The organism is Streptomyces sp. YGL11-2, from assembly GCF_050054615.1.
GTDB lineage: Bacteria > Actinomycetota > Actinomycetes > Streptomycetales > Streptomycetaceae > Streptomyces.
The window spans coordinates 136,959-160,384 of the sequence record NZ_JBNHIN010000018.1 but is presented as its reverse complement, the minus strand read 5'-3'; the positions used below and the strand labels follow the sequence as shown (position 1 = coordinate 160,384).

25 protein-coding genes and 1 pseudogene are annotated in these 23,426 nt (G+C 69.8%); 15 read left to right on the top strand and 11 right to left on the bottom strand.

Annotated features, from left to right (window positions below):
• Positions 1–232 precede the first annotated feature (232 nt).
• The 5 genes from ACO1BR_RS22005 to ACO1BR_RS21985 form a co-directional block, all read right to left on the bottom strand.
• Positions 233–778, bottom strand: a complete 546-nt coding sequence (locus ACO1BR_RS22005) for a glycoside hydrolase family 15 protein (protein ID WP_426796782.1) — start codon at positions 776–778, stop codon at positions 233–235.
• Positions 729–2,180 (bottom strand): glycoside hydrolase family 15 protein, encoded by a 1,452-nt coding sequence (locus ACO1BR_RS22000; RefSeq protein ID WP_426796781.1) that lies wholly within the window; start codon positions 2,178–2,180, stop codon positions 729–731. Before ACO1BR_RS22000 ends, ACO1BR_RS22005 begins: the two co-directional genes overlap by 50 nt.
• 227 nt (positions 2,181–2,407) lie before the next feature.
• On the bottom strand, positions 2,408–3,136 hold the full coding sequence (locus ACO1BR_RS21995) for a class I SAM-dependent methyltransferase (protein ID WP_426796780.1): 729 nt from the start codon (positions 3,134–3,136) through the stop codon (positions 2,408–2,410).
• Complete coding sequence (locus tag ACO1BR_RS21990) at positions 3,133–3,636, bottom strand: hypothetical protein (protein WP_426796779.1); 504 nt, start codon at positions 3,634–3,636, stop codon at positions 3,133–3,135. Before ACO1BR_RS21990 ends, ACO1BR_RS21995 begins: the two co-directional genes overlap by 4 nt.
• A gap of 2 nt (positions 3,637–3,638) precedes the next feature.
• The gene (locus tag ACO1BR_RS21985; protein WP_426796778.1) at positions 3,639–5,075 is read right to left on the bottom strand and encodes a molybdopterin-dependent oxidoreductase; all 1,437 of its coding nucleotides are present in this window, start codon (positions 5,073–5,075) and stop codon (positions 3,639–3,641) included.
• A gap of 846 nt (positions 5,076–5,921) precedes the next feature.
• On the opposite strand from ACO1BR_RS21985, the pseudogene ACO1BR_RS21980 reads away from it, so the two are divergent.
• Positions 5,922–6,194, top strand: a pseudogene (locus ACO1BR_RS21980) (site-specific DNA-methyltransferase); the annotation flags it as partial.
• 82 nt (positions 6,195–6,276) lie between these two features.
• Here the strand turns inward: ACO1BR_RS21980 and ACO1BR_RS21975 are convergent.
• Positions 6,277–6,675: a winged helix-turn-helix transcriptional regulator gene (locus ACO1BR_RS21975; protein WP_426796777.1), complete on the bottom strand. Its 399-nt coding sequence runs from the start codon at positions 6,673–6,675 to the stop codon at positions 6,277–6,279.
• Positions 6,676–6,834: 159 nt separating this feature from the next.
• Here ACO1BR_RS21975 and ACO1BR_RS21970 point away from each other — a divergent pair, with 159 nt between their 5' ends.
• The 10 genes from ACO1BR_RS21970 (at position 6,835) to ACO1BR_RS21925 (ending at position 14,316) form a co-directional block, all read left to right on the top strand.
• Positions 6,835–7,788: an NADP-dependent oxidoreductase gene (locus ACO1BR_RS21970; RefSeq protein ID WP_426796793.1), complete on the top strand. Its 954-nt coding sequence runs from the start codon at positions 6,835–6,837 to the stop codon at positions 7,786–7,788.
• 179 nt (positions 7,789–7,967) lie between these two features.
• A complete protein-coding gene (locus tag ACO1BR_RS21965; RefSeq protein WP_426796776.1) occupies positions 7,968–8,288 on the top strand; it encodes an NIPSNAP family protein in 321 nt (106 codons plus the stop codon).
• A 78-nt stretch (positions 8,289–8,366) separates the two neighbouring features.
• Positions 8,367–8,810, top strand: a complete 444-nt coding sequence (locus ACO1BR_RS21960) for a GlcG/HbpS family heme-binding protein (RefSeq protein WP_426796775.1) — start codon at positions 8,367–8,369, stop codon at positions 8,808–8,810.
• 169 nt (positions 8,811–8,979) lie between these two features.
• Positions 8,980–9,708, top strand: a complete 729-nt coding sequence (locus tag ACO1BR_RS21955) for an SDR family oxidoreductase (RefSeq protein ID WP_426796774.1) — start codon at positions 8,980–8,982, stop codon at positions 9,706–9,708.
• 311 nt (positions 9,709–10,019) lie between these two features.
• Positions 10,020–10,685 (top strand): nitroreductase, encoded by a 666-nt coding sequence (locus ACO1BR_RS21950; RefSeq protein WP_426796792.1) that lies wholly within the window; start codon positions 10,020–10,022, stop codon positions 10,683–10,685.
• A 337-nt stretch (positions 10,686–11,022) separates the two neighbouring features.
• Positions 11,023–11,787 carry an ArsR/SmtB family transcription factor gene (locus tag ACO1BR_RS21945; protein WP_426796773.1) on the top strand — a complete coding sequence of 255 codons (765 nt, stop codon included), beginning with the start codon at positions 11,023–11,025 and terminating at the stop codon, positions 11,785–11,787.
• Positions 11,784–12,086, top strand: a complete 303-nt coding sequence (locus ACO1BR_RS21940) for a DUF1905 domain-containing protein (protein WP_426796772.1) — start codon at positions 11,784–11,786, stop codon at positions 12,084–12,086. The genes ACO1BR_RS21945 and ACO1BR_RS21940 overlap by 4 nt, the downstream gene beginning before the upstream one ends.
• Positions 12,083–12,457 (top strand): VOC family protein, encoded by a 375-nt coding sequence (locus ACO1BR_RS21935; RefSeq protein WP_426796771.1) that lies wholly within the window; start codon positions 12,083–12,085, stop codon positions 12,455–12,457. Before ACO1BR_RS21940 ends, ACO1BR_RS21935 begins: the two co-directional genes overlap by 4 nt.
• Before the next feature lie 90 nt (positions 12,458–12,547).
• On the top strand, positions 12,548–13,753 hold the full coding sequence (locus ACO1BR_RS21930; RefSeq protein WP_426796770.1) for a hypothetical protein: 1,206 nt from the start codon (positions 12,548–12,550) through the stop codon (positions 13,751–13,753).
• On the top strand, positions 13,750–14,316 hold the full coding sequence (locus ACO1BR_RS21925) for a hypothetical protein (RefSeq protein ID WP_426796769.1): 567 nt from the start codon (positions 13,750–13,752) through the stop codon (positions 14,314–14,316). Before ACO1BR_RS21930 ends, ACO1BR_RS21925 begins: the two co-directional genes overlap by 4 nt.
• A 145-nt stretch (positions 14,317–14,461) precedes the next feature.
• Here the strand turns inward: ACO1BR_RS21925 and ACO1BR_RS21920 are convergent, their stop codons facing one another.
• The gene (locus tag ACO1BR_RS21920) at positions 14,462–15,706 is read right to left on the bottom strand and encodes a SpoIIE family protein phosphatase (protein WP_426796791.1); all 1,245 of its coding nucleotides are present in this window, start codon (positions 15,704–15,706) and stop codon (positions 14,462–14,464) included.
• 491 nt (positions 15,707–16,197) lie between these two features.
• On the opposite strand from ACO1BR_RS21920, the gene ACO1BR_RS21915 reads away from it, so the two are divergent.
• The gene (locus tag ACO1BR_RS21915) at positions 16,198–16,629 is read left to right on the top strand and encodes a peptidase inhibitor family I36 protein (protein WP_426796768.1); all 432 of its coding nucleotides are present in this window, start codon (positions 16,198–16,200) and stop codon (positions 16,627–16,629) included.
• Between the two features lie 16 nt (positions 16,630–16,645).
• Here ACO1BR_RS21915 and ACO1BR_RS21910 read toward each other — a convergent pair whose 3' ends face one another.
• Entirely contained in the window at positions 16,646–17,200 is a 555-nt protein-coding gene (locus ACO1BR_RS21910; RefSeq protein WP_426796767.1) for a hypothetical protein, read from the bottom strand.
• A 512-nt stretch (positions 17,201–17,712) separates the two neighbouring features.
• Here ACO1BR_RS21910 and ACO1BR_RS21905 point away from each other — a divergent pair.
• On the top strand, positions 17,713–18,198 hold the full coding sequence (locus tag ACO1BR_RS21905; RefSeq protein ID WP_426796766.1) for a hypothetical protein: 486 nt from the start codon (positions 17,713–17,715) through the stop codon (positions 18,196–18,198).
• Here ACO1BR_RS21905 and ACO1BR_RS21900 read toward each other — a convergent pair.
• A complete protein-coding gene (locus ACO1BR_RS21900) occupies positions 18,193–18,351 on the bottom strand; it encodes a hypothetical protein (protein WP_426796765.1) in 159 nt (52 codons plus the stop codon). The genes ACO1BR_RS21905 and ACO1BR_RS21900 overlap by 6 nt on opposite strands.
• Entirely contained in the window at positions 18,348–19,205 is an 858-nt protein-coding gene (locus ACO1BR_RS21895) for an SDR family NAD(P)-dependent oxidoreductase (RefSeq protein ID WP_426796764.1), read from the bottom strand. The genes ACO1BR_RS21900 and ACO1BR_RS21895 overlap by 4 nt, the downstream gene beginning before the upstream one ends.
• Positions 19,206–19,453: 248 nt before the next feature.
• Here ACO1BR_RS21895 and ACO1BR_RS21890 point away from each other — a divergent pair, with 248 nt between their 5' ends.
• On the top strand, positions 19,454–20,296 hold the full coding sequence (locus tag ACO1BR_RS21890) for a helix-turn-helix transcriptional regulator (protein ID WP_426796763.1): 843 nt from the start codon (positions 19,454–19,456) through the stop codon (positions 20,294–20,296).
• Between the two features lie 456 nt (positions 20,297–20,752).
• Here the strand turns inward: ACO1BR_RS21890 and ACO1BR_RS21885 are convergent, their stop codons facing one another.
• Positions 20,753–21,646 (bottom strand): LysR family transcriptional regulator, encoded by an 894-nt coding sequence (locus tag ACO1BR_RS21885; protein WP_426796762.1) that lies wholly within the window; start codon positions 21,644–21,646, stop codon positions 20,753–20,755.
• Positions 21,647–21,748: 102 nt separating this feature from the next.
• Between ACO1BR_RS21885 and ACO1BR_RS21880 the strand changes: the two genes are divergently transcribed.
• Positions 21,749–22,837: an alcohol dehydrogenase catalytic domain-containing protein gene (locus tag ACO1BR_RS21880; RefSeq protein WP_426796761.1), complete on the top strand. Its 1,089-nt coding sequence runs from the start codon at positions 21,749–21,751 to the stop codon at positions 22,835–22,837.
• Positions 22,838–23,426: the final 589 nt, after the last annotated feature.

Genomic DNA, 23,426 nt, shown 5'->3' with positions numbered 1-23,426 from the left:
CCTGACCAGCTCGTGGCACCAAGCACCCCTCCCCGGCCACAAGCTACAGGCTGCCAACCCTCAAAGTCAGCGGCATTGCGCCTACACTGCCCTCACCGGCCGGACGAAGACCGAGCAGGTCATCGCCCGGCTGACCCGTGCGCCGTGTCCGTGACGGGCCCGGTTCGGAGCACGCACCAGCCCCAGCCGCTCCCGCACTCACCCGTTCACCACGCACTGCTTCGTGCTGGGGTTAGTGCCCGGTTCCTCGTGTTGCGGGTTTGCGCTCGGCGTCGCGGATGGCTCGGGCAGCGTTGATGAGCCCGATGTGGCTGAAGGCTTGGGGGAAGTTGCCGAGGGCCTCTCCTGTGGTGGAGTCGGTCTCCTCGGCCAGCAGGCCGACATCGTTGGCGTGCGCGACGGCGGTTTGGAGCACTTGCCGTGCGCGGGTGGTGTGGCCCGTCAGGGCGAGGGCGTGGGCGAGCCAGAAGGTGCACAGCAGGAAGGTTCCCTCCTCTTCCTCGATCTCGTCGCCGCGGTAGCGGCGGACCAGGCCGCCCGGGTCGGTGAGGTGAGTGGCGATCACCAGCACGGTGGACTGGACGCGGGGGTCGTGCGGGGGCAGGAAGCCGACGATGGGGAGCATGAGTGACGAGGCGTCCAGGTCGTCGCTTTCGAATGCCTGGGTGAAGGCTCTCAGGCGGGGGTTCCATCCTCGCTGTTCGATGGCTTGGCGGATCCGGTCACGCTCACTGCGCCAGTGGGGTACGTGTGCGTCGGCCCGAAGGGCGGGTGCCATGGCGATCGCGCGGTCCAGGGCTACCCAGCACATCAGTTTCGAGTGCAGGAAGTGCCTGCTCGGCCCGCGNGCGCCAGTGGGGTACGTGTGCGTCGGCCCGAAGGGCGGGTGCCATGGCGATCGCGCGGTCCAGGGCTACCCAGCACATCAGTTTCGAGTGCAGGAAGTGCCTGCTCGGCCCGCGTCTCTCCCAGATGCCCTGGTCGGGTTCGGTCCAGCGGCTCGCGGCCGTCTCGGCCGCTTGGAGCAGGAAGTCCCGGGTGGGCGGGTCGAGGCTCCCGCCGGGCGGGAGGGGCTGGTGGGCCGCGTCGAGGAGTTCGCCGTAGACGTCGAGTTGGCGCTGGCGCCATGCGTCGTTGCCGGTGCGCACGGGGGCGCTGTTGCGCCAGCCGGCCAGGTGAGGCAGGACCCGCTCGCTCAGGTCGCGTTCGCCGCCGATGCCGTACATGATCTGCAGGTCCACGCCCCGTTGGAGCTGGGTTGCCGCCGCCCGGGCGAGGAAGTCGAAGAACTTGTCCTTCTCCTTCTCGCAGGCGGCGGTGGCCAGTGCCTGCAGGGTGAAGCTGGCGTCGCGGACCCAGGTGTAGCGGTAGTCCCAGTTGCGTGTCCCGCCCGGGCGTTCGGGCAGGGAGGTGGTGGCCGCGGCGATGATGGCTCCCGTAGGAGCGAAGGTCAGCGCGCGCAGCACGCGTCCGCTGTGGCTCACCTCGTCCTGCCAGGGCCCGACGTAGCCGCGGTGGAGCCGGGACCACGAACGCCAGCCCTCGGCGGTGTCGTTGAGACGTCGGCGGATGCGTCGCGGCCCCCAGGGCGCGGGCTCGCTTCTCCAAGCCGGCCCGATGTGCAGGGCGAATCCGAGGCGGTCCGGCGCCCGCAGCGTGATCCGGCCGTGCGCGGTGGAACCGCTCACCGCAAGGTCGACGGGGCTCGACAGCAGCAGTACGTGGGCGCCCCCGTAGGCGGCGAGCCTGCCCCGGACGGGTGCCAGGAGCGGGTGGACGAGTCCGAACTCCGGGCGCGGCGCATAGGCGATCTCGACGGGCACCTGTCCTTCGGTGCAGGTGATCTGCCGTAGGAGGGTTCCGGGGGAGGCGGTGCCGAGTGCGTGTCCGCGTTCACGCCGTCCCAGGGCGAGCGCGTCGCGCAGGACGGCTGTTCCTCCGTTCATGCGGAAGGTCGTCTCCAGTACAAGGGTCTGCTCGACGTAGCGGCGGCTGACGTCGGCGGGTCCGGCGGGGCGGATGGACCAGTGGCCGGCGTTCTCGTCGAGGAGGCGGGCGAAGATCGCCGGGCTGTCGAAGCGGGGAAGGCACAGCCAGTCCACCGAGCCGTCGGAGGTGACCAAGGCGGCCGAGCGGCAGTCGGACAGCAGGGCGTGGTCACCGATCGGTCGCGTGCTCACCGGCCACGGCCCATCCCATCTCGGCCTGGCGACGCGGCCGGGCCTGGACGTCCCGGGTAGTCGCCCTCGACGCAGGCCGCTGCGGGAACCGGTGGGTCGTCCATCACAACCTCCCTGCGCGTCGGGTTCACCTCACTCAAGCAGCACGGTCCACGGAGCGCATGTCCCGCCGCCGGCGCTTGCCCTGGCAGGGTGGCGCGACCCGGCCCTGCCACCGGCTCGCCTCGTCACCGCCACGCGGCTGGTGTCCTCGTCACGGCATCGCGCTCCCCGCGTCGGGCGCGCCCTCCCGGGGAAGAGCCCGGGTGGCCGAGGGCGAGGAAGCTGCGGGGGCCGCTCTTCCACTGGTCGGTGACGCTCAGGCCGAGATCGTCGGTGATGCGGCGGAGCGCCGGCGCCCCCAGCCGCGCCCAAGGGAATGGCGGGCCGCGGTGGCCGTGGATGTCTTCGAACCAGGCCGTGCAGCGTTCCTCGACGTCGTTGTCATCGACCTCGACGAGCAGGACACCCATCGGGGAGATGAGGTGGGCGCAGCGGCGTACCAGGACATGCGGGTCGCCGCCGATGCCGATGTTCCCGTCGGCGAGCAGGAGGGTCTGCCAGTCTCCCTCGCCGGGAAGCGGGTCGAAGACCGACCGGCACTGTGCGGTGCCGCCGAGGGCGATGGTCCGGGCGACCGCGTGGGGTGCGACGTCGATACCGAAGGCGAAGACGCCTTGGCGCAGGAGTGCCCTGCACAGTCGGCCCGGTCCGCAGCCGACGTCGAGCACGGGGCCGACACAGCGCTCCATCAGGGTCCGGTCGGCCCTGGTGGGCTGCGCGCACCAGCGGTGCACCGGCAGCCGGGTCCGGCGCCCGTCCGCCAACCGCAGATAGACCGGCGCGCGATTGCTTTGCAGGGCCAGTGCGTAGGGGTCCTCGTGTCTGGAGGGCGGCCGGTTCTCCTCGGTCGTCACGGCTTGGCGTCGTGGTCGGGTGGGGGGCGTTCCTCGTCGGCGCCGGCGGCTCGCCGGATGCGGCCCAGTTTGACGGCGAGGGCCAGCGCGGAAGCGCCGAACAGCACACCGGTGATTGCCAGCCATCGGCCGAGGTAGACGCCCTCGGGCAACCGGGCGGCGCCTTGGTACGGGACCGCCAGATCGAGGATGAGGGGGAACCACACGAGCAGCAGCACACCGGAAAAGAATGTGGGTACGCGCAGGTAGTTGATCCACAGCACCTGGGGTACGCGAGCGGGGCGGTGCCGCAGTACGGAGTGGGCCGTCAGGTCGGCGAGCGAGTACAGCGGCAGCAGGATCAGGTCGTGGAGGATCGCCGCGCCCACGAACCAGATCGCCACCTCGAGCGGCCCCACAGCGAACAGGCGCACCAGGGCGTAGCCGGTGAGGGCGAAAGAGCAGATCAGGACGAGAAGGTGCAGGGGTCCGGAGCCGTACCAGCGGACGAAGCGTGCCATGGTCACGTCCTGAAGGTGAGCCGGTGCACCCACTTGGTGTTGTTCACACCCGGGTTGGCCGGGACGATGATGCGCGCCGGATAGCCGTGGTCGAGGGAGAGGTTCGCCCCGTTGACGCGCAGCGCGAGCAGGGCTCGGGGGTCGTGGATCTGGTTGCCCCGCAGCACCACCCTGGTGAACGAGCCGGTGGGCTGGAGGGATTCGACCAGGACGCTTCCGGCGTCGGGCAGGCCGGCCAGGGCGGCGAGGTCGGCCAGCCGCAGGCCGCTCCAGTGCTGGTCGTCGGTGGACCATCCCTCCACGCAGGCGATCGGCAGTGCGGCGGCGTGCTGGGGCATCGTCAGGAGCTGCTCGCGGGTGAAGACGCGTGCCGGTCCGTGGCCGCGGATCTCCAGCCGCCAGGTGGGGCCGACGGCTGCGGGGGTGACACCGACGGCCGCCGCCGTCTTGTTGACCTGGAAGCTGTTCGGGCCGCTGCCCGGGTCACGGTTGTGCGGTGCGAGGAGCGCGGTGCCGCGCAGCCAGCCGCCGATGCTCTGGCCGGCGGTCACGACGAGGAGGAGCAGCGACCCCGCGCCCACCATGCCCACCGCGCCGCGGCGGGTCATCGTCGGCGGGGCGGGGGCGGCCGCCACCAAGTCGTCGGGGTCCGGGGGCTCCGGCCGGGTGTGGGCCAGGTCGGTGCGCAGTTCGGCACTCAGGTTGCGAGAGCGCAGGGCACTCGTCATCCGGCCGAGTTTGAGGCTTACGTGAACGACGAAGGCGGCGATGAACACCCAGGCGCCATAGAAGTGCAGACGATAGAACGAGCCAGGAAAGACGTAGTAGAGCTGGATGTTGAGGATGCCGGTGACGAACTCGAAGATGACCCCGCCGACCAGCATCAGCAGAGACAGCCGCTCCAGCCCGTGGGCGACGGAGCGCACCGGCAGCCACTCGAACAGCTTGGGGATCACCGACCACAACTTGGCCAGCAGCACCGGCACAAGGATCACACCCAGCGTGACGTGCACGCCCTGGGTCAGCCGGTACAGCCAGTAGGGGTGCGTGGGCCAGGAGAAGAGGTAGAAACCCAGCACGCCCTTGTCGGGGGTCTTGTCGTTGAGGGGGCTCAGTCCCGGGTTGTAGGAGGCGTAGGACAGCAGTCCGGTCACGAACAACAGCGGGATGCCGATCAGCAGCATCAGGCCGAACATCGACGTCAGCCAGGGGCCGCGGAGGGGACTGCGCCAGAACTCGGGGCGGAAGGGCCCCGGCGGCGGGGGCGTCTGTCTGATCCGCCGCGCGATGGCCCGGCCATGAGCGGCGGCCGCTGCGGCACGGGCCGCCGCAGCGGCGCCGATCCGCCCCATACGCCGCCGCGCGTGCCCCTCGTCCGGCTCGGGGCGCTCCGGTCCCCCGGAGAAGCCGGAAGCTGACGGCCGTCCGCCACTGTCCATCAACCGTCTCCTCCCTCTCAGGCGCACTCCCTAAGAGGAGCGATCAGCCGCATAGCAGCTGCCCATGCAGATCCGGTGGAACAACCAAAAAATGTCACTGCCGCAGTCGATTACACGCGCCTATCGTGATCACGGCCCACGCTCACACTCCTGTGGGCGCACACCACCAGCCGAACGGTGCAACCCGGCTGTCTCCCCAGGCGCGATAAGCGGTACGCACTGTTCGCGATTTCGTACTCCGCCGCCGTCCGCAGAGGGTGCCCTACTTGCTTGCGGAGGGCCCAGGCCGTCGACGGCGCGATGTCAATGAGATGTGCCCTTCTCACCCGAGCGTCACGAAGTGGCCCCTTTCTCCGGTATCTCCTCCGTCCCTCGGCAAGGGCCTGCGCTGCGCTCCTCGCAACGCCCTGTTGGTCGATGGCATCCCGAACGAGCAGCGCGGCAGGGTGTTCGGGCTCCACTGGGCCGCCGACACTGCCGGCCTCGTCGTGGGCTCGCCGGCCGGGCTCGCACCGTACGATGCGCTCTGCCACCGCCTGCGTCCGCAGTTTCGGATCGCCGTCGTGCCGGCCGTCGCCTCGGTCGTCCTGGTAGCCGCTCCCCGCACCAGCCCCGCGGCGGGCGACGCAGCGGTGACGGTCGCCAGGGCACCGCGCTGCTCCCTGCCGCGCCCGTACTGGCACGTCATGACCGTGCTCAACGCGTTCAACCTGGTCAACTTCCCCGATGCGCTACTCCTGTTGCGTGCCCACGACCTGGGGCTCACAACGGCCGGAGTGGTCGGCGTGTACGGGGCCCACAACCTCGCCTACGCTGTCCCCCCGCCAGGGCTCTGTTGGACCGGTGGCCGGGACCGAGCACTGCGTCGCCGTGGTCTTCTCCGACTGGCGCCAAGAGCCGACCATCAGCGACGTCCTGCAGATGGCAGGGTGGACCTGGAGTGGCACGATCCCCTCGATCAAGCCCGCCAGCCGACCCCGCAAGGGCGGATTCAAGCAGTCGGCCGAGTTCGCCATCTGGGGCGTCAAGGGTAGCCTCGGCAAGAACCGGGACCTTTACCCGCCCGGCCACTTCACCGCCTCCCAGCCCCGCAAGGACCGCGTCCACATCACCCAGAAGCTGGCCGTCACACCCACCACAAGAGTCCAGGGGGGCGCGGACACTACGTGTGCCTGACTGGCCCTGGCGGCCCGTCCGATGGCTACTTCGCTGGCGCCGGTCCCGTCTCCTGGTGTCCCGGCACGCTTGTGGCGTTGTCGATGTTCTCCTCGACCCAGGTCCGCAGGAGCCCCAGCGGCACGGCTGCGCTGTGGCCGAGGGCGGTCAGGGCGTACTCCACGTGCAGGGGGACGGCGGGATAGACGGTGCGGTCGACGAGCCCCGCGTCTTCCAGGCGTCGCAGGGTCTGGGTGAGGACCTTGGGACTTACCCCTTGCAGGAGGCGTTGCAGAGCGCCGAAACGCTGTGGGCCGTCTTCCAGGGCTCCGATGGCCAGGGCTGACCACTTGTTGGCCAGCAGGTCCAGCATGGCGCGGCAGGGGCACTGGGCCGCGTAGACGTCGTGGTGGGAGTGCTGCCCGGTGTGGCAGTCCGTGGTCACGTGGGAACGCTCCTCAACAGCGTGCTTCCCATTGGGAAGTAGGTTCCCTTGATGGTAACTACCTCCCCGGGGCTACGGTCAATCCCACTGAATCGGGGGCCGATAAGTGGCCTTCCGGCGTATTTGGCTCATGCTCAAGGGAGTTGACTCATGTCCTCGATGCGCGCGGTGGTGCAGCATGCCTTCGGCGGCCCGGACGTCCTGCGGGTGAAGGAGGTGCCCCGACCCGTGCCGCTTCCGACCGAGGTCCTGGTGCGGGTGCACGCCGCCGGGATCAACCCGGTCGACTGGAAGACCCGGGGCGGCGGCGCCATGGCCGGGGTGCTCGGCGAGCCGCCGTTCACCCTGGGCTGGGACGTATCCGGTGTCGTGGAGGAGGTCGGCTTCGGCGTGACCACCCTCAAGGCGGGCGACGAGGTCTACGCGATGCCGTGGTTCCCCCGCGCGGCCGGCGGCTACGCCGAGTACGCCACCGCCCCCGCCCGCCAGTTCGCCCGCAAGCCTGCGAGCATCAGCCACGAGCAGGCCGCCGCCGTACCGCTGGCAGCGCTCACCGCCTGGCAGGCCCTGGTGGACACCGCCGACGTTCGGCCGGGCCAGCGCGTGCTGATTCACGCCGCCGCCGGAGGCGTCGGACACTTCGCCGTCCAGTTCGCCAAGCACCTGGGGGCCCACGTCACCGGCACCGCCAGCAGCCCCCGCCACGACTGGCTCACCGCACTGGGCGCTGACGAACTCGTCGACTACACCACCGTCCGCTTCGAGGACGCCGCCAAGGACATCGACGTGGTCCTCGACCTCGTCGGCGACGCGCACGACAACACCAGCATCCGCTCGCTCGACGTGCTACGCCCCGGCGGACTGATCGTCGCGATCCCCGCCGGCGTCTCGCCCGAACTCCTGCACGCGGCCCAGTCCCGCGGGCTGCGCACCAGTCCCTTCCTGGTCGAACCCGACAGCCCGGCCCTGACCCGCATCGCCCAACTCATCGACGCCGGCGAAGTGAGTGTGGAGGTCGAGGAGGTCTACCCGCTGGAGCAAGCCGCCCGGGCCCACGCCCGCGGTGAGAGCGACCGCACCCGCGGCAAGCTCGTCCTGCGCGTCGCCTCCTGACCCGGTTCATTCGCCGCCCACGCCACCTGGCCGCAGCAGGCGACCGGTACACCTCCGGCACGTCCCCCTGACCACCGCACCGGTCTGGTCGCAGGGCAGACACAGCCAGGGTGCACCAGACACAGCCGCAACGATCGGCCACCCACCACCACCGATCCCACGATGTGAGGAAGTTCGCCATGTTCTACGAGCTTCGGCGCTACCAGACCCGGCCTGGACGGCAGGACGAATGGGTCCGCTACATGGAGGAAGTCGTCATCCCGTTCCAGAGGGCGAAGGGGATGACGGTCACCGGGTCCTTCATCGACGAGGAGGACCAGGACGGTTACCTCTGGATCCGCCGGTTCGACGACGAGGCGCAGCGCGAGGAACTGTATGCCGCCGTCTACGAGAGCGACCGGTGGCGAGACGAGATCCGCCCGGTCGTCCAGGAGTTGCTGATCCCGGAGAAGTCCGTGATCACCCGCGCGGTCCCGACAGCGCTCTCCGCGCTCCGCTGACACCAGAACCCACCCCGCACCCCACTGCAGAACCAGCACTCATCCCAACAAGCGTCCCCCTCAGCAGAGAAGGCTCTGATGAATACCGCAACGCAGGCGAAATCCCTGCCCGCACCATCAATCACCCTCTGCGCCGCCACCGCGCTCATCGAAGCGGTGCGCACGGCCGCCGAGGAGATCGGATTCGAGGTGGCCGTCGCGGTCACGGACGCCGGCGGCCACCTGAAGGCGTTCGAGCGCGCCGACGACGCACCGTTCCTGGCTGCCGAGGTCGCCGTCGACAAGGCGTGGACGGCGGCCTCCTACGGCATCGCCACCCACGTCTGGAACTCCTACGTGGCCAACCCTCAGGTCGCCCCTCTCGCCCACCACCCCAGGCTGATGGCCGTCGGCGGCGGCTACCCGGTGATCGAGGACGGCAAGGTCATTGGCGGTCTCGGCATCTCGGGCGGCAGCTACGAGCAGGACCAGCAGGCCGCAGAAACCGCGCTCAGCTTGCTGGGATTCGCAATCCCGACCTGAAACAGCCATCGTGCCGGCGCGGGGCCGGGCGCCGCTCGACGAGACGGTCACGTTCGTCGACGGTCTCTGACGCCATCCCTCCTTGGCCGATCAACGACCCGTTTCATGCTGCCCCCACTTAGCGGTACATATGCCATATTGCGCACGTAATCCCGACGAAAGGCATGTCATGAAGATCGCAGTCATCGGTGGAACCGGACTGATCGGGTCGCAGGTCGTCAAGAACCTGAATGCCGCCGGACACGAGGCGGTACCGCACTCGAAGTCCACCGGACTCGACATCATCGGCGGCCAGGGACTGGGCGAGGCGGTGGCGGGAGCCGACGTCGTCGTCAACCTGACGAACTCCCCGACCTTCGACGAAGCCTCCCTTGCCTTCTTCCAGACCTCGATGGACAACCTCCTGGCTGCGGCCCGCAAGGGCGGCGTCGGCCACTTCGTCATCCTCTCGATCGTCGGCACGGACCAGGTGCCGGAGCTGGACTACTACCGTGCCAAGGCGCTCCAGGAGAAGATCCTCGCGGCCGGGCCGATCCCCTATTCGATCGTGCGAGCCACGCAGTTCATGGACTTCATGGACGCGGTCCTGTCCTGGACCGCCGACGCCGACACCGTCCGGCTGCCCGCCACGCCCATCCAGCCCATCGCCTCCAAGGACGTGGCCGCCGCGGTCGCGGAAATCGCCGCCGGCGCCCCGCTGAACGGCATCCGCAACATCGCCGGCCCCGAGGTCTTCACCCTGGACGAGCTGGGCCGGATCACCCTGTCCCACAAGGGCGACAACCGCACCGTGGTGACCGACCCCACCGCTGGCATGTTCGCCGTCGTCAAGGGCGACGTCCTCACCGACAAGGAAGCCCACCTCGCCACTACCCGCTACACCGACTGGCTCTCCTGACATCCGCGCCTCCTGCGTGTCCTGTCCCAGCCCGGTAGTCCTTTCGTTGCGCCCGCCAGATGCGGCAGCCTGAGTCGGACGGGGTCCGGCTGCGGTCCTCCGATCCCCGGTCAGGCTGAGGGCAGGCGACTCGCATGCACGCATTCGGTACCGCTGGGATAGACGGCCCACGGCTCTCGGGGTGGGACGGGCCTGCGGACGTCGCGACGGTCGACCGCTGGCATGGCGCCGGATGCGCCGGTGCCGGTGGCCTAAGCGGTCCCGGATCGTCAATGAGTGGACAGGCGGGGCAGTGAGGGAGGTACATGATCTTGGATGTCTATGAGGCGGTCACTAGCCGACGGGCGGTGCGCGCGTTCACCGACCGGCCCGTCCCGAGGCAGGTGCTGGAGCGGGCACTGTCCGCCGCAGCTTGGGCGCCGTCCGGATCGAACCTCCAGCCGTGGCGCGCCTACGTGGTGACCGGTGGGCCGCTGGCCGAGCTCAAGAGGCGCGCCGGCGAGCGCGTGGCCGCAGGCGACCCCTGGGACGAGCGGGAGTACGAGATGTACCCGCCCTCACTGAAGTCTCCGTACCATGAGCGCCGCTCCGCCTTCGGCCATGAGCGCTACAGCGCACTTGGTATTGCGCGCGACGACTGGGAGGCGCGCCAGCGGGCCGCCGCCGCGAACTGGGACTGTTTCGGCGCGCCCGCCGCCCTGTTCTGCTACATCGACCGAGACATGGGCCGACCTCAATGGTCCGACATCGGCATGTACCTGCAGACCATCATGCTGCTGCTGCGCGCCGAAGGGCTGCACAGCTGCCCGCAGATGGCGTGGTCGGTGTATCGCAAGACGGTCGCAGAGGTCCTGTCACCCCCGGACGGGCTCATCCTCTTCTGCGGCATGTCGATCGGATTCGAGGACGTCACAGCGGGTTACGCCCGTACAGGCCGGGCGCCGCTTGGCGAGACCGTCACGTTCGTCGATGGGTAGATTCGCGACTGCGTGACGATCACTCCCCAGATTCTCGAGTAATTGTCAATACCTGTGGATCAGTTGAGTTCACCTTTTCTGGAACGAGTTGATTGCGACGAACTCGGCCTCGAAGTCGTTGTCGTTCTCCCGGTAGGGCGTGTAGTGATGCCTCTAGTCGTCGCAGGCGATCAGGGATCGCTTGACGCGGGCGCCTGTGGTCCAGTTGTGCCAGATGGAAGCGCCGGCGGAACAGGTCCGGCAGCCCGGGGCCGTGGGCCGTTCCGTTGCTTCTCAACCTGTCGGCGGGCCTCGTCAGCCTTGACATGAAACCATTTGGTTTCCTATTGTCGGATGCGTGGAAGAGGTGTTCAGGGCGCTGGCGGATCCGACGCGGCGGGAGCTGCTCGACGAGCTGTTCCGGCAGGATGGGCAGTCGCTGAACGCGCTGGCGAGCAGGTTCGCGATGACGAGGGTCGCCGTGGCGAAGCACCTTCGTCTGCTCGAGGAGGCCGGCGTGGTCGTGTCCGACCGGCGGGGCAGGGAGAAGCTGCACTTCCTGAACCCCGTGCCGATCCGTCTCATCCACGACCGCTGGGTCAGCAAATACACCGAGACGTGGGCCGCCGGCCTCGTCGACCTGAAACGAGATCTGGAGACAAGCGTGGAGAAGGTGTTCGAGATCTACATCCGCACCACGCCGCAGCGGCTGTGGCAGGCGATCACCGATCCCGAGACGCGGGCGCGGTTCCAGTTCGGTGCCCGCGTGGAATCCGACTGGGCCACGGGATCCGCCTACAGGGTCACGCACGACGGCGTGTCTGGCGGATTGATCGAAGGGGAGAACCTCGAGGTCGACCCGCCCCGGCGGCTCGTGCAGACATACCACGCCATCTGGGACGACGACATCGCCCGCCAGGGCGCCAGCCGGGTGACCTGGGAGATCGAGCAGGTCGGCGACAGCTGCAGGCTCGTCGTCCGGCACGACCAACTCGCCGCCGACGCCGACGCGCATCTCTACGGCGGCTGGCCGATGATCCTCTCCGGGCTCAAGACCTGGCTGGAGACGGGCCGGGAACTCACCACACCAGGCTCGCTCATGTACGGAGGCGAAACATCATGACCGCACAGCAAGCCAAGTCCGACACGAAGCTCGACAAGACGTTCACCGCAGAGCTGCAAAAGAGCCCCAGCAAGGGCGGCTGGACCTACGTCGTGATGCCGGGGTCGGCCGAGTTCTTCGGCACCCGTGGCCTGGTGAAGGTGCGCGGCCACGTCGACGGCGAGCCGTTCCAGGGCTCGTTCATGGCGCTCGGCGACGGCACGCACAAGCTCGCGTTCACCGCCGACATCCGCGCCCGCATCGGCAAGCAGGCCGGCGACACCGTCACCGTCACCCTCGATGAGCGGATCGCACGATGACCGCGCCGAAGCCGGTCGTCACGGGTGTTAGAACCGTCAGCGTGCCGGTCGACGACCAGGAACAGGCGCTGCGGTTCTACGTCGACACGCTCGGCTTCACGGTACTGCGCGACGAGTCGATCCCGACCGGACGGTGGATCGAACTCGCACCCGGCGGCGACAACGTCGTCGTCACGCTGGAGCAGGCCACCGCAGACGTCACTCGCGGCCCCATCACTATCCGGTTCACCACCGACGACGCAGCGGCCGCGCACGCGGCCCTCAATGCCGCCGGCGTTGATACCGATGAGATCCTTCAATGGCTCGGCGTACCACCGATGTTCGCCTTTCGCGACCCCGACGGCAACGCCTTCTCCATCACCGAGACGTGACAGCCGCCGGCATACGGGGTGGCGGTCTTCTGTCTGATCGACGGGATCTGGTGGAGGGGCGCCGCGGGGTGGACGGCCCGGTGGACCTCCATGGCCCTGTGGACCCGGTATCTGCTGGTCTTCTGGTGGCCGCTCGTGGTGGGCATGGGAGCGGTGTACGGGCTGCGCGAATCCCGCTCGCGGACGGCCGAACTGCTGACGACCACGCCGCAGCCGGCCTGGCGCCGTGCGGCGTTGCCGGCCGGTGCGATGGCGCTGGCGTTGGCGTCGGGCTTCGGCCTCCTCATCCTGGTGGGCGGAGTCCAGGTGGCCCTCGGCGCCACCACCTACCTGCCCCTGGGTTGGCTGCCGATCTCGCTCGTGGCGGCGCTGGCCCTCGTCGCGGGGGCCGTGTTCGGCATGGGCGTCGCGCGGGCCGTGCCCTCCGTGCTCACCCCGCCGGCCCTGACGGTGTTCCTCTTGCTGACGTCCCTCCTCCTGCGGCAGGCCAATGACGGGGCACTGCCTTGGAGCATCCCGCCGAACCGGTTCGCCCTGCTGTCCCCGGCGACCGCGGAGCCGCGGGAGATGCTGCTGACCCTGTCCAACTCCGTGCACCTCGGTCAGACGCTCTGGCTGCTCGGCCTGCTCGCCACCGGCTTAGCACTGCTGTCGGCCGCCACCCGCCGGGCCCGGCTGCTCGCGGTGGCCCCCGTCCTGGCCGGCGCGGCCCTGGCCCTGCTGAACCTCCCGGGCGCTCCGCGCGACGCCTACGTCGTCGACAAGGCCGCCGCCACCGTGGTCTGCGACGGCCCGGTGTGCGTGACGCAGGCAAACCGCTCACGCCTGCCCGAGCTCGCGCCGCGCGGCACGGAGGCGCTGCGCGTGCTGCACAACACCCTCGGCCACCCACGCAAACTCTCCGGCAACGTGGTGCTGATCGACTTCGACGACCCGCTGATCGCCCACGCGACGGGGACCGAACTGACCCGCCTCCTGGTCGCCCAGGGCCTGGCACCGAACTGCGCACCGCGCACCCCCTGGGAGGGCGGGGGGCAGGTCGACATCCCCGCCCAGAGCATCGCCGCGAGCTGGGCCCTGGGCGATCACCAGCTCGAACCACTGCAGCAGCCGGACACCGACGCGCGTCCGCAAGCCGCGCGTCCGCAGCGTGCATCGGCGAACGCCGAAGTCGCCTGGAAGAAGCTGACGGCCCTGCCGCCGGCCGAGCAGCGCTCGCGGATCGCCCAGGCACATGCCGCCGCGCTCTCCTGCAAGAACGCGCTCGCGGCGCTGACGGGGGAGACATCCCCATGAGATGGCTGATGCTGTACGCGCGTTCGCGGCAGGTGCCCACCTCTGCCGCCGCGGTCGCGCTCGTCGCGCTGGCGGTGTGGGCCCTCGACGGCCCAGGACCAGTGGACCTGGGGATCGCAATCCTGGTCCTCACCGCGAACGTGGCGGCCGCTTCCGTCGGGCTCGGCGGGCAGGATGCCACGCTGGACCGGACGGCCGCGATCCGGTGGATGCCCCGGCGGGCCGCGCACGTGCTGCTGATCGGCGCGGTCGCCGGGGCGGCGCTGCTGGCGGTCCAGGCAGCCGGCCCGAAGCTCGCCCCGGCCGCGCTCGTCGTCCGGGACAGCGCCGGCCTGGCCGGCCTGGCCGCGCTCGGGGCGGTGCTGTGCGGGGCACAGTTCGCATGGACCCTGCCAACCGGCTGGCTCGCGTTCAGCCTCTTCGGCCTGGTTCCGCCCGGCATCGCGGGACAGGTGGGCGGCTGGATGATCCTTTCCCCCGCCACGACGGCGTCCACCGCGACCGCGTGGGCTCTGCTGGCGACCGGCACCGTCCTGTACGCCACAGCAGGACCGAGACGGTAAAGGACACGCTCGCGACGAGCGCTTCAGTTGGCGAAGCTCGCCAACTGAAGCGCTCAATGTGCGGCACGAGGTCCCTCCAGGGAAGTAAGGAGCGCTTCAGTTGGCGGGGTTCGCCACCTGTGGCGCTCACCTGGCGGTGCGCGGGTCATAGGCGGAGGACAACCAGGGCGATGTCGTCGCGGGCGCCGCTGCTGACGCCGAGGTGCGCGAGGAGGGCGTCGGCGAGGCGTTCGGGGTTGTGGCGGGTGTGGCGGGCGAGGGCGTCGGCGAGGCGTTGCAGGCCGGCGTCGATGTCCTCGCCGCGGCGTTCGATGAGGCCGTCGGTGTAGAGAACGAAGGTGTCGCCGGGGGTGTAGGGCACGCTGGCCTGGGGGCGGGGGACGTCTTCCAGACGGGCCCCCAGCGGAGGGTCGGTGGCCTGGTCGAGCAGGTCGCAGGTGCCGTCTTGATGGAGCAGGACGGGGGGCGGGTGACCGGCGCTGCTGTACGTGATGCGGCGAGCGTGAGTGTCGACAACGGCTTGGACGACGGTGGTGCTCAGCGCGCCCTCCACGTCTAGCGCGTACAGGCTCAGGACCTCCAGGGCCCTCGCGGGCCCCTCGACGGACCGGACGGCGGCGGACAGCCCGCTGCGGAGCATGCCCATGACGGCGGCGGCCTCCAGGCCGTGGCCCACGACGTCGCCGACCGCGACGGCGAACCTGTTCTCGGGCAAGTCGACCACGTCGTACCAGTCGCCGCATACGTTCAGTGACCCGGCGGCGGGCAAGTAGCGCACCGCAGTGTCCCGGTGCCGGACCAGGTGGGGCGTGTGGAGCATGGCCTCCTGCAAGGTGACGGCAACTTGGCGTTCCCGGGCGTGGGCTTGGTGCAGTTCCTCGTTCAGTCGCTGGAGCTCGCGCGCCCGCGCGTACAGTTCGACCTCCATCGCCTCCACGTCGCTGGGCGCCCAGCCTTCTCGGGGTCGGGGGTCGGGGTGGGAGAGGATGAACGCGGTCACGTCCGTCCCCCGGTGGACGATCCAGGACACCTGCCCATCCGGCCCGAGCACCGGGGTGTTGATCGCGGACCACCACCGCGTGTCGAACATGCCGGGCTGGTCAGCCACCGGAATGTCGTACTTCTGCACCGCCATCGTGTCCGGCTCCTTCGAACGCAGGACTCGGTGCAAGGAGGCGTGGAGTTTCCGCACCCCTTCAGCGCTGGGGTCCGCCGGATTGTCAGGGAAGGCGTCGAAGAAGTGCCGCCCGAGCAGATTCTTCCGAGTACTGCCGGTCACCCGGCAAAACGCCTCGTTGACGTCGGCGATCACCAGGTCCGGGCCCAGCACCAGATAGGGGCTGGGGGTGACCGCGAACAACGCCTGGTAATCGATCCCCGGCCTCGCCAGACGCTGCGCCCATGCATCCTCATCAGGGATGTTCTCGTCCCTCACCCCTACGTTCTACCGCGCGTCGGCGCCCTCAGCACCTGGGCACATCACCTGCCCTCGGCCCGTCAGCCTCTGCCACGTGCCCCCATGCCGACAGCCCCTCGGGATTGCGAAGGCACTGGCGCAACCGCGCCGAACGGATGCCCGCCAACTCCGCCGCTCAGCTCGCCAACTGAAGTGCTCCTTACCTTGTTGGCGGGTTGATTCCGGTCCTTCGTACGATCGGAAGGCCCAGGGGCCTGGGTGTGGCTGGAAGCACTCATGCCGCAGGTGTGGCTTTGACTGATTGGCCGCTCAGCGCCCCACGACGACAGGGCCACTCAGTCACAGGGGGTCTGCGGTGCGTTTCAGTTGACCAGTTGAGTGCATACGAAAGCAAGATGATCGCTACGCTAGGAATGCGTCCAGCTGCAAAGAGTAGCGGAGAGTGGTTTGGGAGGAGCTTGCGCATGAGTGACGAACACCACGGACAGTTGGCAAACAGGGGATCGAACGCAGCGATCGCAGGCGTCGTCGGATCGGGCGTGGGCGGGAGCAACCACGGGAACAGCGCGGCCACCGAGGTCGTCGTCTACACCGGTGCCGATTTCAAGGGAAAGAGCGCACCGCTGGCGGTCGGCCGACATGTCCTCGACCCCGACCTCGATGACACCATTTCCTCCGTGCGCGTCCCGGCCGGCTACTCGGTAACGCTGTACGACGCGCCAGACTTCTCTGGCAAGAAGCTCACCCTCACGAGCGATGCCGCGAACCTGGAGGCACCGTTCAACGACAAGGCGTCCTCCGTCGTTGTGGGCAGGGCCGGAACGACCAGCCCCGGCCACACCCACATCCGGCAGGAGAACGTGAGGATCGTCTTCACCAGCATCCACGGTCACTGAATCCCGCCGGCGGCCGTCACTGGAGACGATCCAGAGGGTCTGCTTCCGGCCGACCGGGCGGAAGCAGCGAGACCGTAGCCAAACGGCAGCGGACCGGCGGGTGGCCGGGCGGGCTCATGAGGGGCCAATCGGAATGCCCCTGGAGCGTGCCATCGGGTTGCCCTTGCGTGATCAGTTGACGTACCCACCCGGGCGTTGTGGCGTTCGCGGCCCGGGAGGCGGCGAAGAAGAAGGGCGGCGCGCGCAAACAGAAGCCGAAGCGGCGCACCGGAGTTGTGGTGCGCCGCGACGGCCGGGAGCCGCTCGGACTGGGCACCATGATCGGCATGATGATGACCGAGCGGGGCATGGTCGCGCCGGCCGCCGGCGGCGGCGCCCTCGCCCAGTTCGACGACATCCTCGCCGCCGCGACGGAACTCACTGGGCACGTCCAGGCCGTGGCGTTCGACGCGGACACCGGCCGGCTGGATGTCATCCCCGATGCCCCCGCGTACGGCACGAAGCTGCGCTGGAGCGCGACGAAGTTGATAACGACGGCCACCGCGAGGGTGCCCAGCGCGAACGTGCGCACCTGCACGTCCTGCCGCCCGCGCCCGGGAATGCCGGCTCCGCCACGGCGGCCACCGTCCCGGACCCGCAGCCGACCGCGCCCGCCGTACCGGCACCGCGCCCCGCCCCTTCGGACGGCTACCGACGCGCCCTCGAAGCGCACCGCCAGGCCGCGCCGCCGTCCCGGGTGGACCCGGCCATCGCTCAGGCAGTGGAGCGGCAGACGCGCGCCCTGCGCGAACTCAGCCGTCAGGAGTTCCCAGAGCCGGAGACGACGCCGGACAACCACCTGGCCCCGCTCAACGGCAGACCCTCACCCCTCACCTACGTCACTCGCGGTCGACCGTCTCGGCGCAGCAATGTCCCGCGCCCGTCTGAGCTTGTCGTTGACCTGCGGTGTCGGTGGCGACCCCGGCCGGTCGTGAGGAACAGCCTTGGGTTGATCATTCCCCTTGGGGCCCAACCAAGGTGGCTGCGAAGCCCGCCGTGGAATGACCGTGTAGCCCGTCAGCGGTTCCACGGAACGGCGGGGTCGTGCTCGGCGACGTGCTGGGCGACCGCGTCGACGCCGGGACGGGCGTATCGCTCCAGGGACCATACGGAGGCGTGTCGGGAGCGGGCCAGGAGAGCCACCACCGCCGACGCTGCCTCTCCATCCCCGCGAAGGCCACGCAAGGTCACCAGCGGGCTGGGCTCCTCGGGGAACCGGCGACAGTTGAATACGCGAGCCCACCAGTATCGCCCCCCTCCTACCGCCGGGCGGAGGAGATCTTCGAGGAGAGCACCCGGCTGCTGGCCAACCCGCTCGCCCGCCCCGAGCAGTGGGCCGACCCGCAGGTCCGGACACTGCACCGCTGGCGCCATTCGAGCCTTACGCACGACGCGGAGAACGGCACCAGCACCCCGATGCTGTTGGCCGCCGGGTGTCCAGGTCGAACGGCCCTGACCGCGCAGGTCGACGGCGTAGACCTGGTAGCGGTCGGCGAGCAGCCGCATCGCGACCTCGTAGCCCCATCATGATTCGGTCTGTGCGGGGATCAGCAGTAGTGCGGGGTTGGACGCGTCGCCGGTCATGGCGTAGTTCATGCGGATTTCACCGAGGTCGACGGTCTGCTCGGCGAAGGCGTGCGGGACGAAGATGTCCGTATGGTCGCCCGCTTCCAGGTAGTTCATCGGCCGGTTCCCGTCAGCGCGCTGGTCGCCAGCCATAGCTGTTTGGCCTTGGTCTCGTCCAGACCGGCTTTGCTCGGCCTGCGTACGGTGGGGTGGCCCTTGATGCTGCCGAAGCCGTCCGGGCCGACGTAGGCGTTGCCGGGCACGTCCTGCGTCGCGGCGTACAGGGTGGGCAGGGCCCCGTGTTCGGGGTCGTTGAGCAGGAACGTGAAGCGGTTGATGACATTCGCCGACGAGTGGGCGGCCAGGGACGTTGTGGCGATGCCGGGGTGGGCGAGCACCGACTTCACCGGGCTGCCCGACGCTGTCAGCCGCCGCTGCAGTTCCAGGGAGAACAGCACGAGCGCGAGCTTGGAGTCTCGGTAGGCGTTCATCGGGTGGTACCTGCGTGACCGCCAGTCGAAGTCGTCCACATCCAGCCTGGACTGCCGGTGCAGCTGGCTGGTCACGCAGACGACGCGGTCAGTCAGGTGCGGCAGAAGCAGGTTGGTCAGGACGAACGGGCCGGTGTAGTTCGTCGCGGTCTGCACGTCGAGACCGTCTGCGGTCCGCGTCGCCGGGACGTCCATGACACCCGCATTGTTGATGAGGATGTTCAGGTCGCCGGTCCACACCTGCGCGAAGCTCCGTACCGATCCCAGGTCGGCGACGTCCAGGCGCCGGACGTCGAAGTCGCCGGGCATCCCAGCGACCGCCCGGCGAGCTTTCTCGGGGCTGCGCACCCCCAGCACGACACGGGCGCCGACGCGCCCGAGCTCGCGGGCGGTGACCAGGCCGATGCCGCTGCCGGCTCCGGTGATGAGTACCGTCCTGCCGGTCATGCCCGGCAGGACGGCAGCTGTCCACTTGGCCATCGGGCCTCTCTCCTCTCAGTCGCTGCAGTGTCGGTCTCCGCGCACCCCAGCCGGTTCGGAAACACGTTGCGCCGTTCCGCAACGACCAGTGGACGGCATCCGGCAGCACGGATGAAGGACCCGCTCAACCACTGACTCCCGGTCAGTGGTTGAGGTCCGCTCGCGGCTGCGACGATGGTGGAGGCACGGCGGCCGCACCCGACGTCCGCACAGCACTCGACCCTGGGGGCAGACCCGTGGAGCAGACGGTGGACCACGCGTCACTGGGTGCCTTCCTGCGTGCCCGGCGCGAGGCCCTGCAACCGGAGGACGTGGGACTGCGCCGCGGATCGCGTCGGCGCGCCCGCGGGCTGCGACGGGAGGAAGTGGCCGAACTGTGCGATATGTCGGCCGACTACTTCGCCCGCCTGGAACGTGGTAGCGGGCCGCAGCCCTCGCAGCAGATGGCGGCCGCCATCGCCCGTGGGCTGCGCCTCACCCCGGACGAGCGCGATCACCTCTTCCTTCTGTGCGGGCACCGCACACCGCGCCGGCGGATGCTCAGCGAGCACGTCAACCCGGGCCTGATGCGCATCCTGGACCGGCTGCAGGACACCCCGGCACAGGTCATGGGTCCCCTCGGCGAGACTTTGCTGCAGACGCCTCCTGCCGTAGCCCTGCTCGGAGAACAGACCCACTACACCGGGGAAGCCCGCAGCGCCCCCTACCGCTGGTTCACCGATCCGGCCGCCCGCCAGCGGTACCTCGCCGACGACCACGGCTTCAACAGTCGTGTGAACGTCGCGCTCCTGCGGGCAGCATCCACCAGGGAAGGGCCCCGGTCGCAGGCCGCCCGTCTCGTCGCGAGCCTGATGCACCAAAGCACGGAGTTCACGTCACTGTGGGACCGGCAGGAGGTCGGCCTGCTCTGGAGCGACGCCAAACGGTTCGTCCACCCGCAGGTCGGGCGCATCGACCTGTTCTGCCAGAACCTGCAGGACCCCGACCAGTCGCAGTCCCTGCTCGTCTTCACCGCAACGCCCGGAACCGACAGCCACGACAAGCTGGCGCTGTTGAACGTCCTCGGCGCGGACAGCTTCCCTGTCGGCTGACGCCTGCGAACCTCCGGCGATCAACCCGCCGGGGGGTCCTCCACTGTTCAAGATCATTCACCTACGCGCTGTACGACCACCACGTCGCCGAACTCCTCGACCCAGGCGGCATACCACGTCGCGTACCTCCGGCTCGGCATCAGCGACGCCACCGACGACAGCCGTTCGTCGTCGTGCCGCCCACACGCCCCGGCCACCCAGATCGCGGACTGTCAAAAATTTTGACAGCAACGCCGGTTTTCCGTTCCTACCGGGCCCCCTGGTACTGGACCAGCACGCAGACGGCTCCGGCTCTTCGCCGGGGCCGTCCATTTCCCGGACGCGGCCTGAGAGGGGAGCCTGTACGGCAGCGGGGTGCTCCTGGTGAAAGGGACCCCGGTGAGTGCTGAGGTCCGCGTGATGGTGTGCGCCCTCGGCGGGCTACGGCAGCGAATCCGACGTTCCCGGCTGCACGTATCAGGCGGTTGAGGTAATCGCTCGGGTGACGCCCGTGATCGCCGGGGTGGGGCGGCCGGGCAGGCGCGCCACGAGAACCCGGCGGATCTCGGGAGGCGCGCCTTCGACGTGCAGCAGGCTCACCCCGGGCGGCAGCACCGGCGAGAGCCGGGAGGGCACCGTCGTCATCCCGAAGCCGCCGGCGACCAGTTGAAGCTTCGTCAGCCAGTCGCGCGCGCAGTGGACGATGCGCGGCCGTCCGGGCAGGCCGGGCCAGACGCCGAGCAGTGGCTCGGAGCTCGACGCCGGGGTGGCGATCCACGCGGCCTCGACCAGTTCGTCGACGTGCACGGTGGTGCGGCCGGCGAACTTTCCGGTCGAAGGCGCCGCCACGATGAGCTCGGTGTCCGCGACGGTCTCAACGTGCAGGCGCGGTGACTCGCCGTCCAAGGGCCGGTGGGGCGGGCGGGACGTCAGCACGGCGAGGTCGATCGAGCCCGCGCGCAGCGCCCGGATCAGGGTGGGCGTGGTGCCCTCGGTCGTGGTGACCGTGACCTGTGGGTCGGTCGCCGCGAGGCGGGCGAGTGCGGGAGGCAGGATGGCCGCGCCCGCGCTCAGGAACAGTCCGAGCCGCACCAGTTCGGTCCGCGGAACGGCGCCGGTGAGGTCCCGCTCGGCCGCCGTGAGGCAGTCCAGGATCGTGCGAGCGTGGCGCAGCAGGGTCAGACCCGCGGGGGTGAGCCGCACCCCGTCGGGACGGCGTTCGAACAGGGCAGCGCCCGCGCTCCGTTCGAGGGAGGCGGCCTGGCGCGAGACCGCCGACTGCGTGTAGCCGAGCCGGGCGGCTGCGGCGGTGAAGCTGCCGGACTCCGCGATCTGCCGCAGGACCCGCAGGCCCGCACTGGAGATGTCCATGCGGCATACGCATACCACAGATGCGAGAACGTCGCTTCCCGCATGGTCGCCGAACTCCTAGTGTCGATCGCGACGGACACGGACGAACATGGAGGTCATCACGTGCGAGCAGCGGTACTGACGCGGTTCGGCGCCCCGCTGACGGTGCGGGAGGTGCCCGACCCCGGATCCGGCGGTGGCGAGGTGGTGGTCGAGGTGCTCGCCGCCTTCGTGCCCCCGTACGCGGCCGAGGTCTTCAGCGGCGAGCGGAACTACCCCCTGGTCCCTCCCGTCGTGCCCGGTGTCGGCGGCGTGGGACGGGTCGTCCAGGTCGGCCCGGACGCCACCCGGCTGCGAGTCGGCGACCTGGTGTGGTGCGACTCCACGGTGCGCTCGCGGGACGACGCCCTGACGCCCGACATCACGCTCCAGGGCTGGAGCTCCCGCGGCGAGGGCGGCGCGCGGCTCGCCCGGTACCTGCACGACGGATCGTTCGCCGAACTCATGCGGGTCCCGACGGAGAACGTCTTCCAGCTGCCCGCCGCCGCAGTGGAGGACCCGGCCCGCTGGGCCTCGCTCGGCGTGCACGTCATCCCTTACGGCGGGCTGCTGGCCGGCGGGCTCGCAGCCGGTGAGACGCTGCTCGTCAGTGGGGCCACCGGCAACCTCGGCAGCAGTGCGGTCGCGGTCGCGCTCGCGATGGGGGCGGGCCGCGTGGTCGCCCCGGGCCGCAACCGGGTCGCGCTCGACCTTCTCGCCGACCGGTTCGGTCCGCGTGTGCGCCCGGTGCCGCTGACTGGGGACGTGGCTGGCGACCGCGCGGCGATGTCCGCGGCGGGCGACGGCCCGATCGACATGGTGATCGACCTGCTCCCGCCGAGCGCACCCAGCTCGGCGGCGCGCGCGGCGGCCATGACCGTGCGCGAGTACGGTCGCGTTGTCCTCATGGGCGGCGTCGGCATGCTCGGCGGCGACGACCTCGCGCTCCCGTACCCGTGGATCATGCGCAACTCGATCACCGTGCGCGGCCAGTGGATGTACCCGCGCACAGCGAACGTCGGCATCATCCGGCTCCTCGCCTCGGGCGCGCTGGACCTCGCCCCCGAACGGGTCAGGTCGTTCGGCCTCGATGCCGTCAATGACGCCGTTGCGTACGCCGCCTCACATGGTGGCCCGTTCGACCGCACCACCCTTACCCCATCGGCTGGCTGACAAGGCCGGCTGTTCTTCATATGTCAGCCCCCGGCCCACAGCCCTCACGGGCGCAGACCGCCACACTGCTGCTATTTCTCGTGAACAACCTTGAGCCTCAAGATCACCTACTGCTGCCCGAACGGGCGGACAAACTTTGCTGTTTGGAGTGAACGAAGCCATTCGGGAGACCTTCGAGGATTTCCCAGCCGTCCTGGACGAGCTGGGTGGAGATCTCCAGCGACCGCGATTTCTTCGAGTAGTCGATCCAGCATGGAGCGCAGCCCTCGCCGCGGCGCAGACCGCGGGGGCGTGACCGTGCAGCCGCCGTGGGCCGGGCGCACGAGGCGTCCAGCTCGCCCTGGGCCGCGCACCCGCCCCCGCGGACAACCCGCCCACCCGGGCCTGTCGTCCGGCGCTGCCGTACGGTCTGCTGGTCCGCATGAGCGTGCGCCGCGGATACCGGGCCGCTAGGTCCGCTCCGCGTACGCGGAGCGGCTTCGTCGCGCGGACTGCCAGCGGGGCCACAGGGCCTGCTTGAGCCGTGTGCTCGGACGACGGGCACGCACGGTTCTGAGGGGGGTGCGGCGCAGAGATGCGCCACACCTAC

Coding starts and splice junctions, on each gene's coding strand:
- ACO1BR_RS21965 (WP_426796776.1), top strand. CDS start 7,968: ATGTTCTACGAGCTTCGGCGCTACCAGACCCGGCCTGGACGGCAGGAC.
- ACO1BR_RS21925 (WP_426796769.1), top strand. CDS start 13,750: ATGAGATGGCTGATGCTGTACGCGCGTTCGCGGCAGGTGCCCACCTCT.
- ACO1BR_RS22005 (WP_426796782.1), bottom strand. CDS start 778: ATGGCACCCGCCCTTCGGGCCGACGCACACGTACCCCACTGGCGCAGT.
- ACO1BR_RS21895 (WP_426796764.1), bottom strand. CDS start 19,205: ATGGCCAAGTGGACAGCTGCCGTCCTGCCGGGCATGACCGGCAGGACG.
- ACO1BR_RS21955 (WP_426796774.1), top strand. CDS start 8,980: ATGAAGATCGCAGTCATCGGTGGAACCGGACTGATCGGGTCGCAGGTC.
- ACO1BR_RS21960 (WP_426796775.1), top strand. CDS start 8,367: ATGAATACCGCAACGCAGGCGAAATCCCTGCCCGCACCATCAATCACC.
- ACO1BR_RS21915 (WP_426796768.1), top strand. CDS start 16,198: ATGAGTGACGAACACCACGGACAGTTGGCAAACAGGGGATCGAACGCA.
- ACO1BR_RS21885 (WP_426796762.1), bottom strand. CDS start 21,646: ATGGACATCTCCAGTGCGGGCCTGCGGGTCCTGCGGCAGATCGCGGAG.
- ACO1BR_RS21930 (WP_426796770.1), top strand. CDS start 12,548: ATGGCCCTGTGGACCCGGTATCTGCTGGTCTTCTGGTGGCCGCTCGTG.
- ACO1BR_RS21990 (WP_426796779.1), bottom strand. CDS start 3,636: ATGGCACGCTTCGTCCGCTGGTACGGCTCCGGACCCCTGCACCTTCTC.
- ACO1BR_RS21900 (WP_426796765.1), bottom strand. CDS start 18,351: ATGAACTACCTGGAAGCGGGCGACCATACGGACATCTTCGTCCCGCAC.
- ACO1BR_RS21935 (WP_426796771.1), top strand. CDS start 12,083: ATGACCGCGCCGAAGCCGGTCGTCACGGGTGTTAGAACCGTCAGCGTG.
- ACO1BR_RS21985 (WP_426796778.1), bottom strand. CDS start 5,075: ATGGACAGTGGCGGACGGCCGTCAGCTTCCGGCTTCTCCGGGGGACCG.
- ACO1BR_RS21940 (WP_426796772.1), top strand. CDS start 11,784: ATGACCGCACAGCAAGCCAAGTCCGACACGAAGCTCGACAAGACGTTC.
- ACO1BR_RS21970 (WP_426796793.1), top strand. CDS start 6,835: ATGCGCGCGGTGGTGCAGCATGCCTTCGGCGGCCCGGACGTCCTGCGG.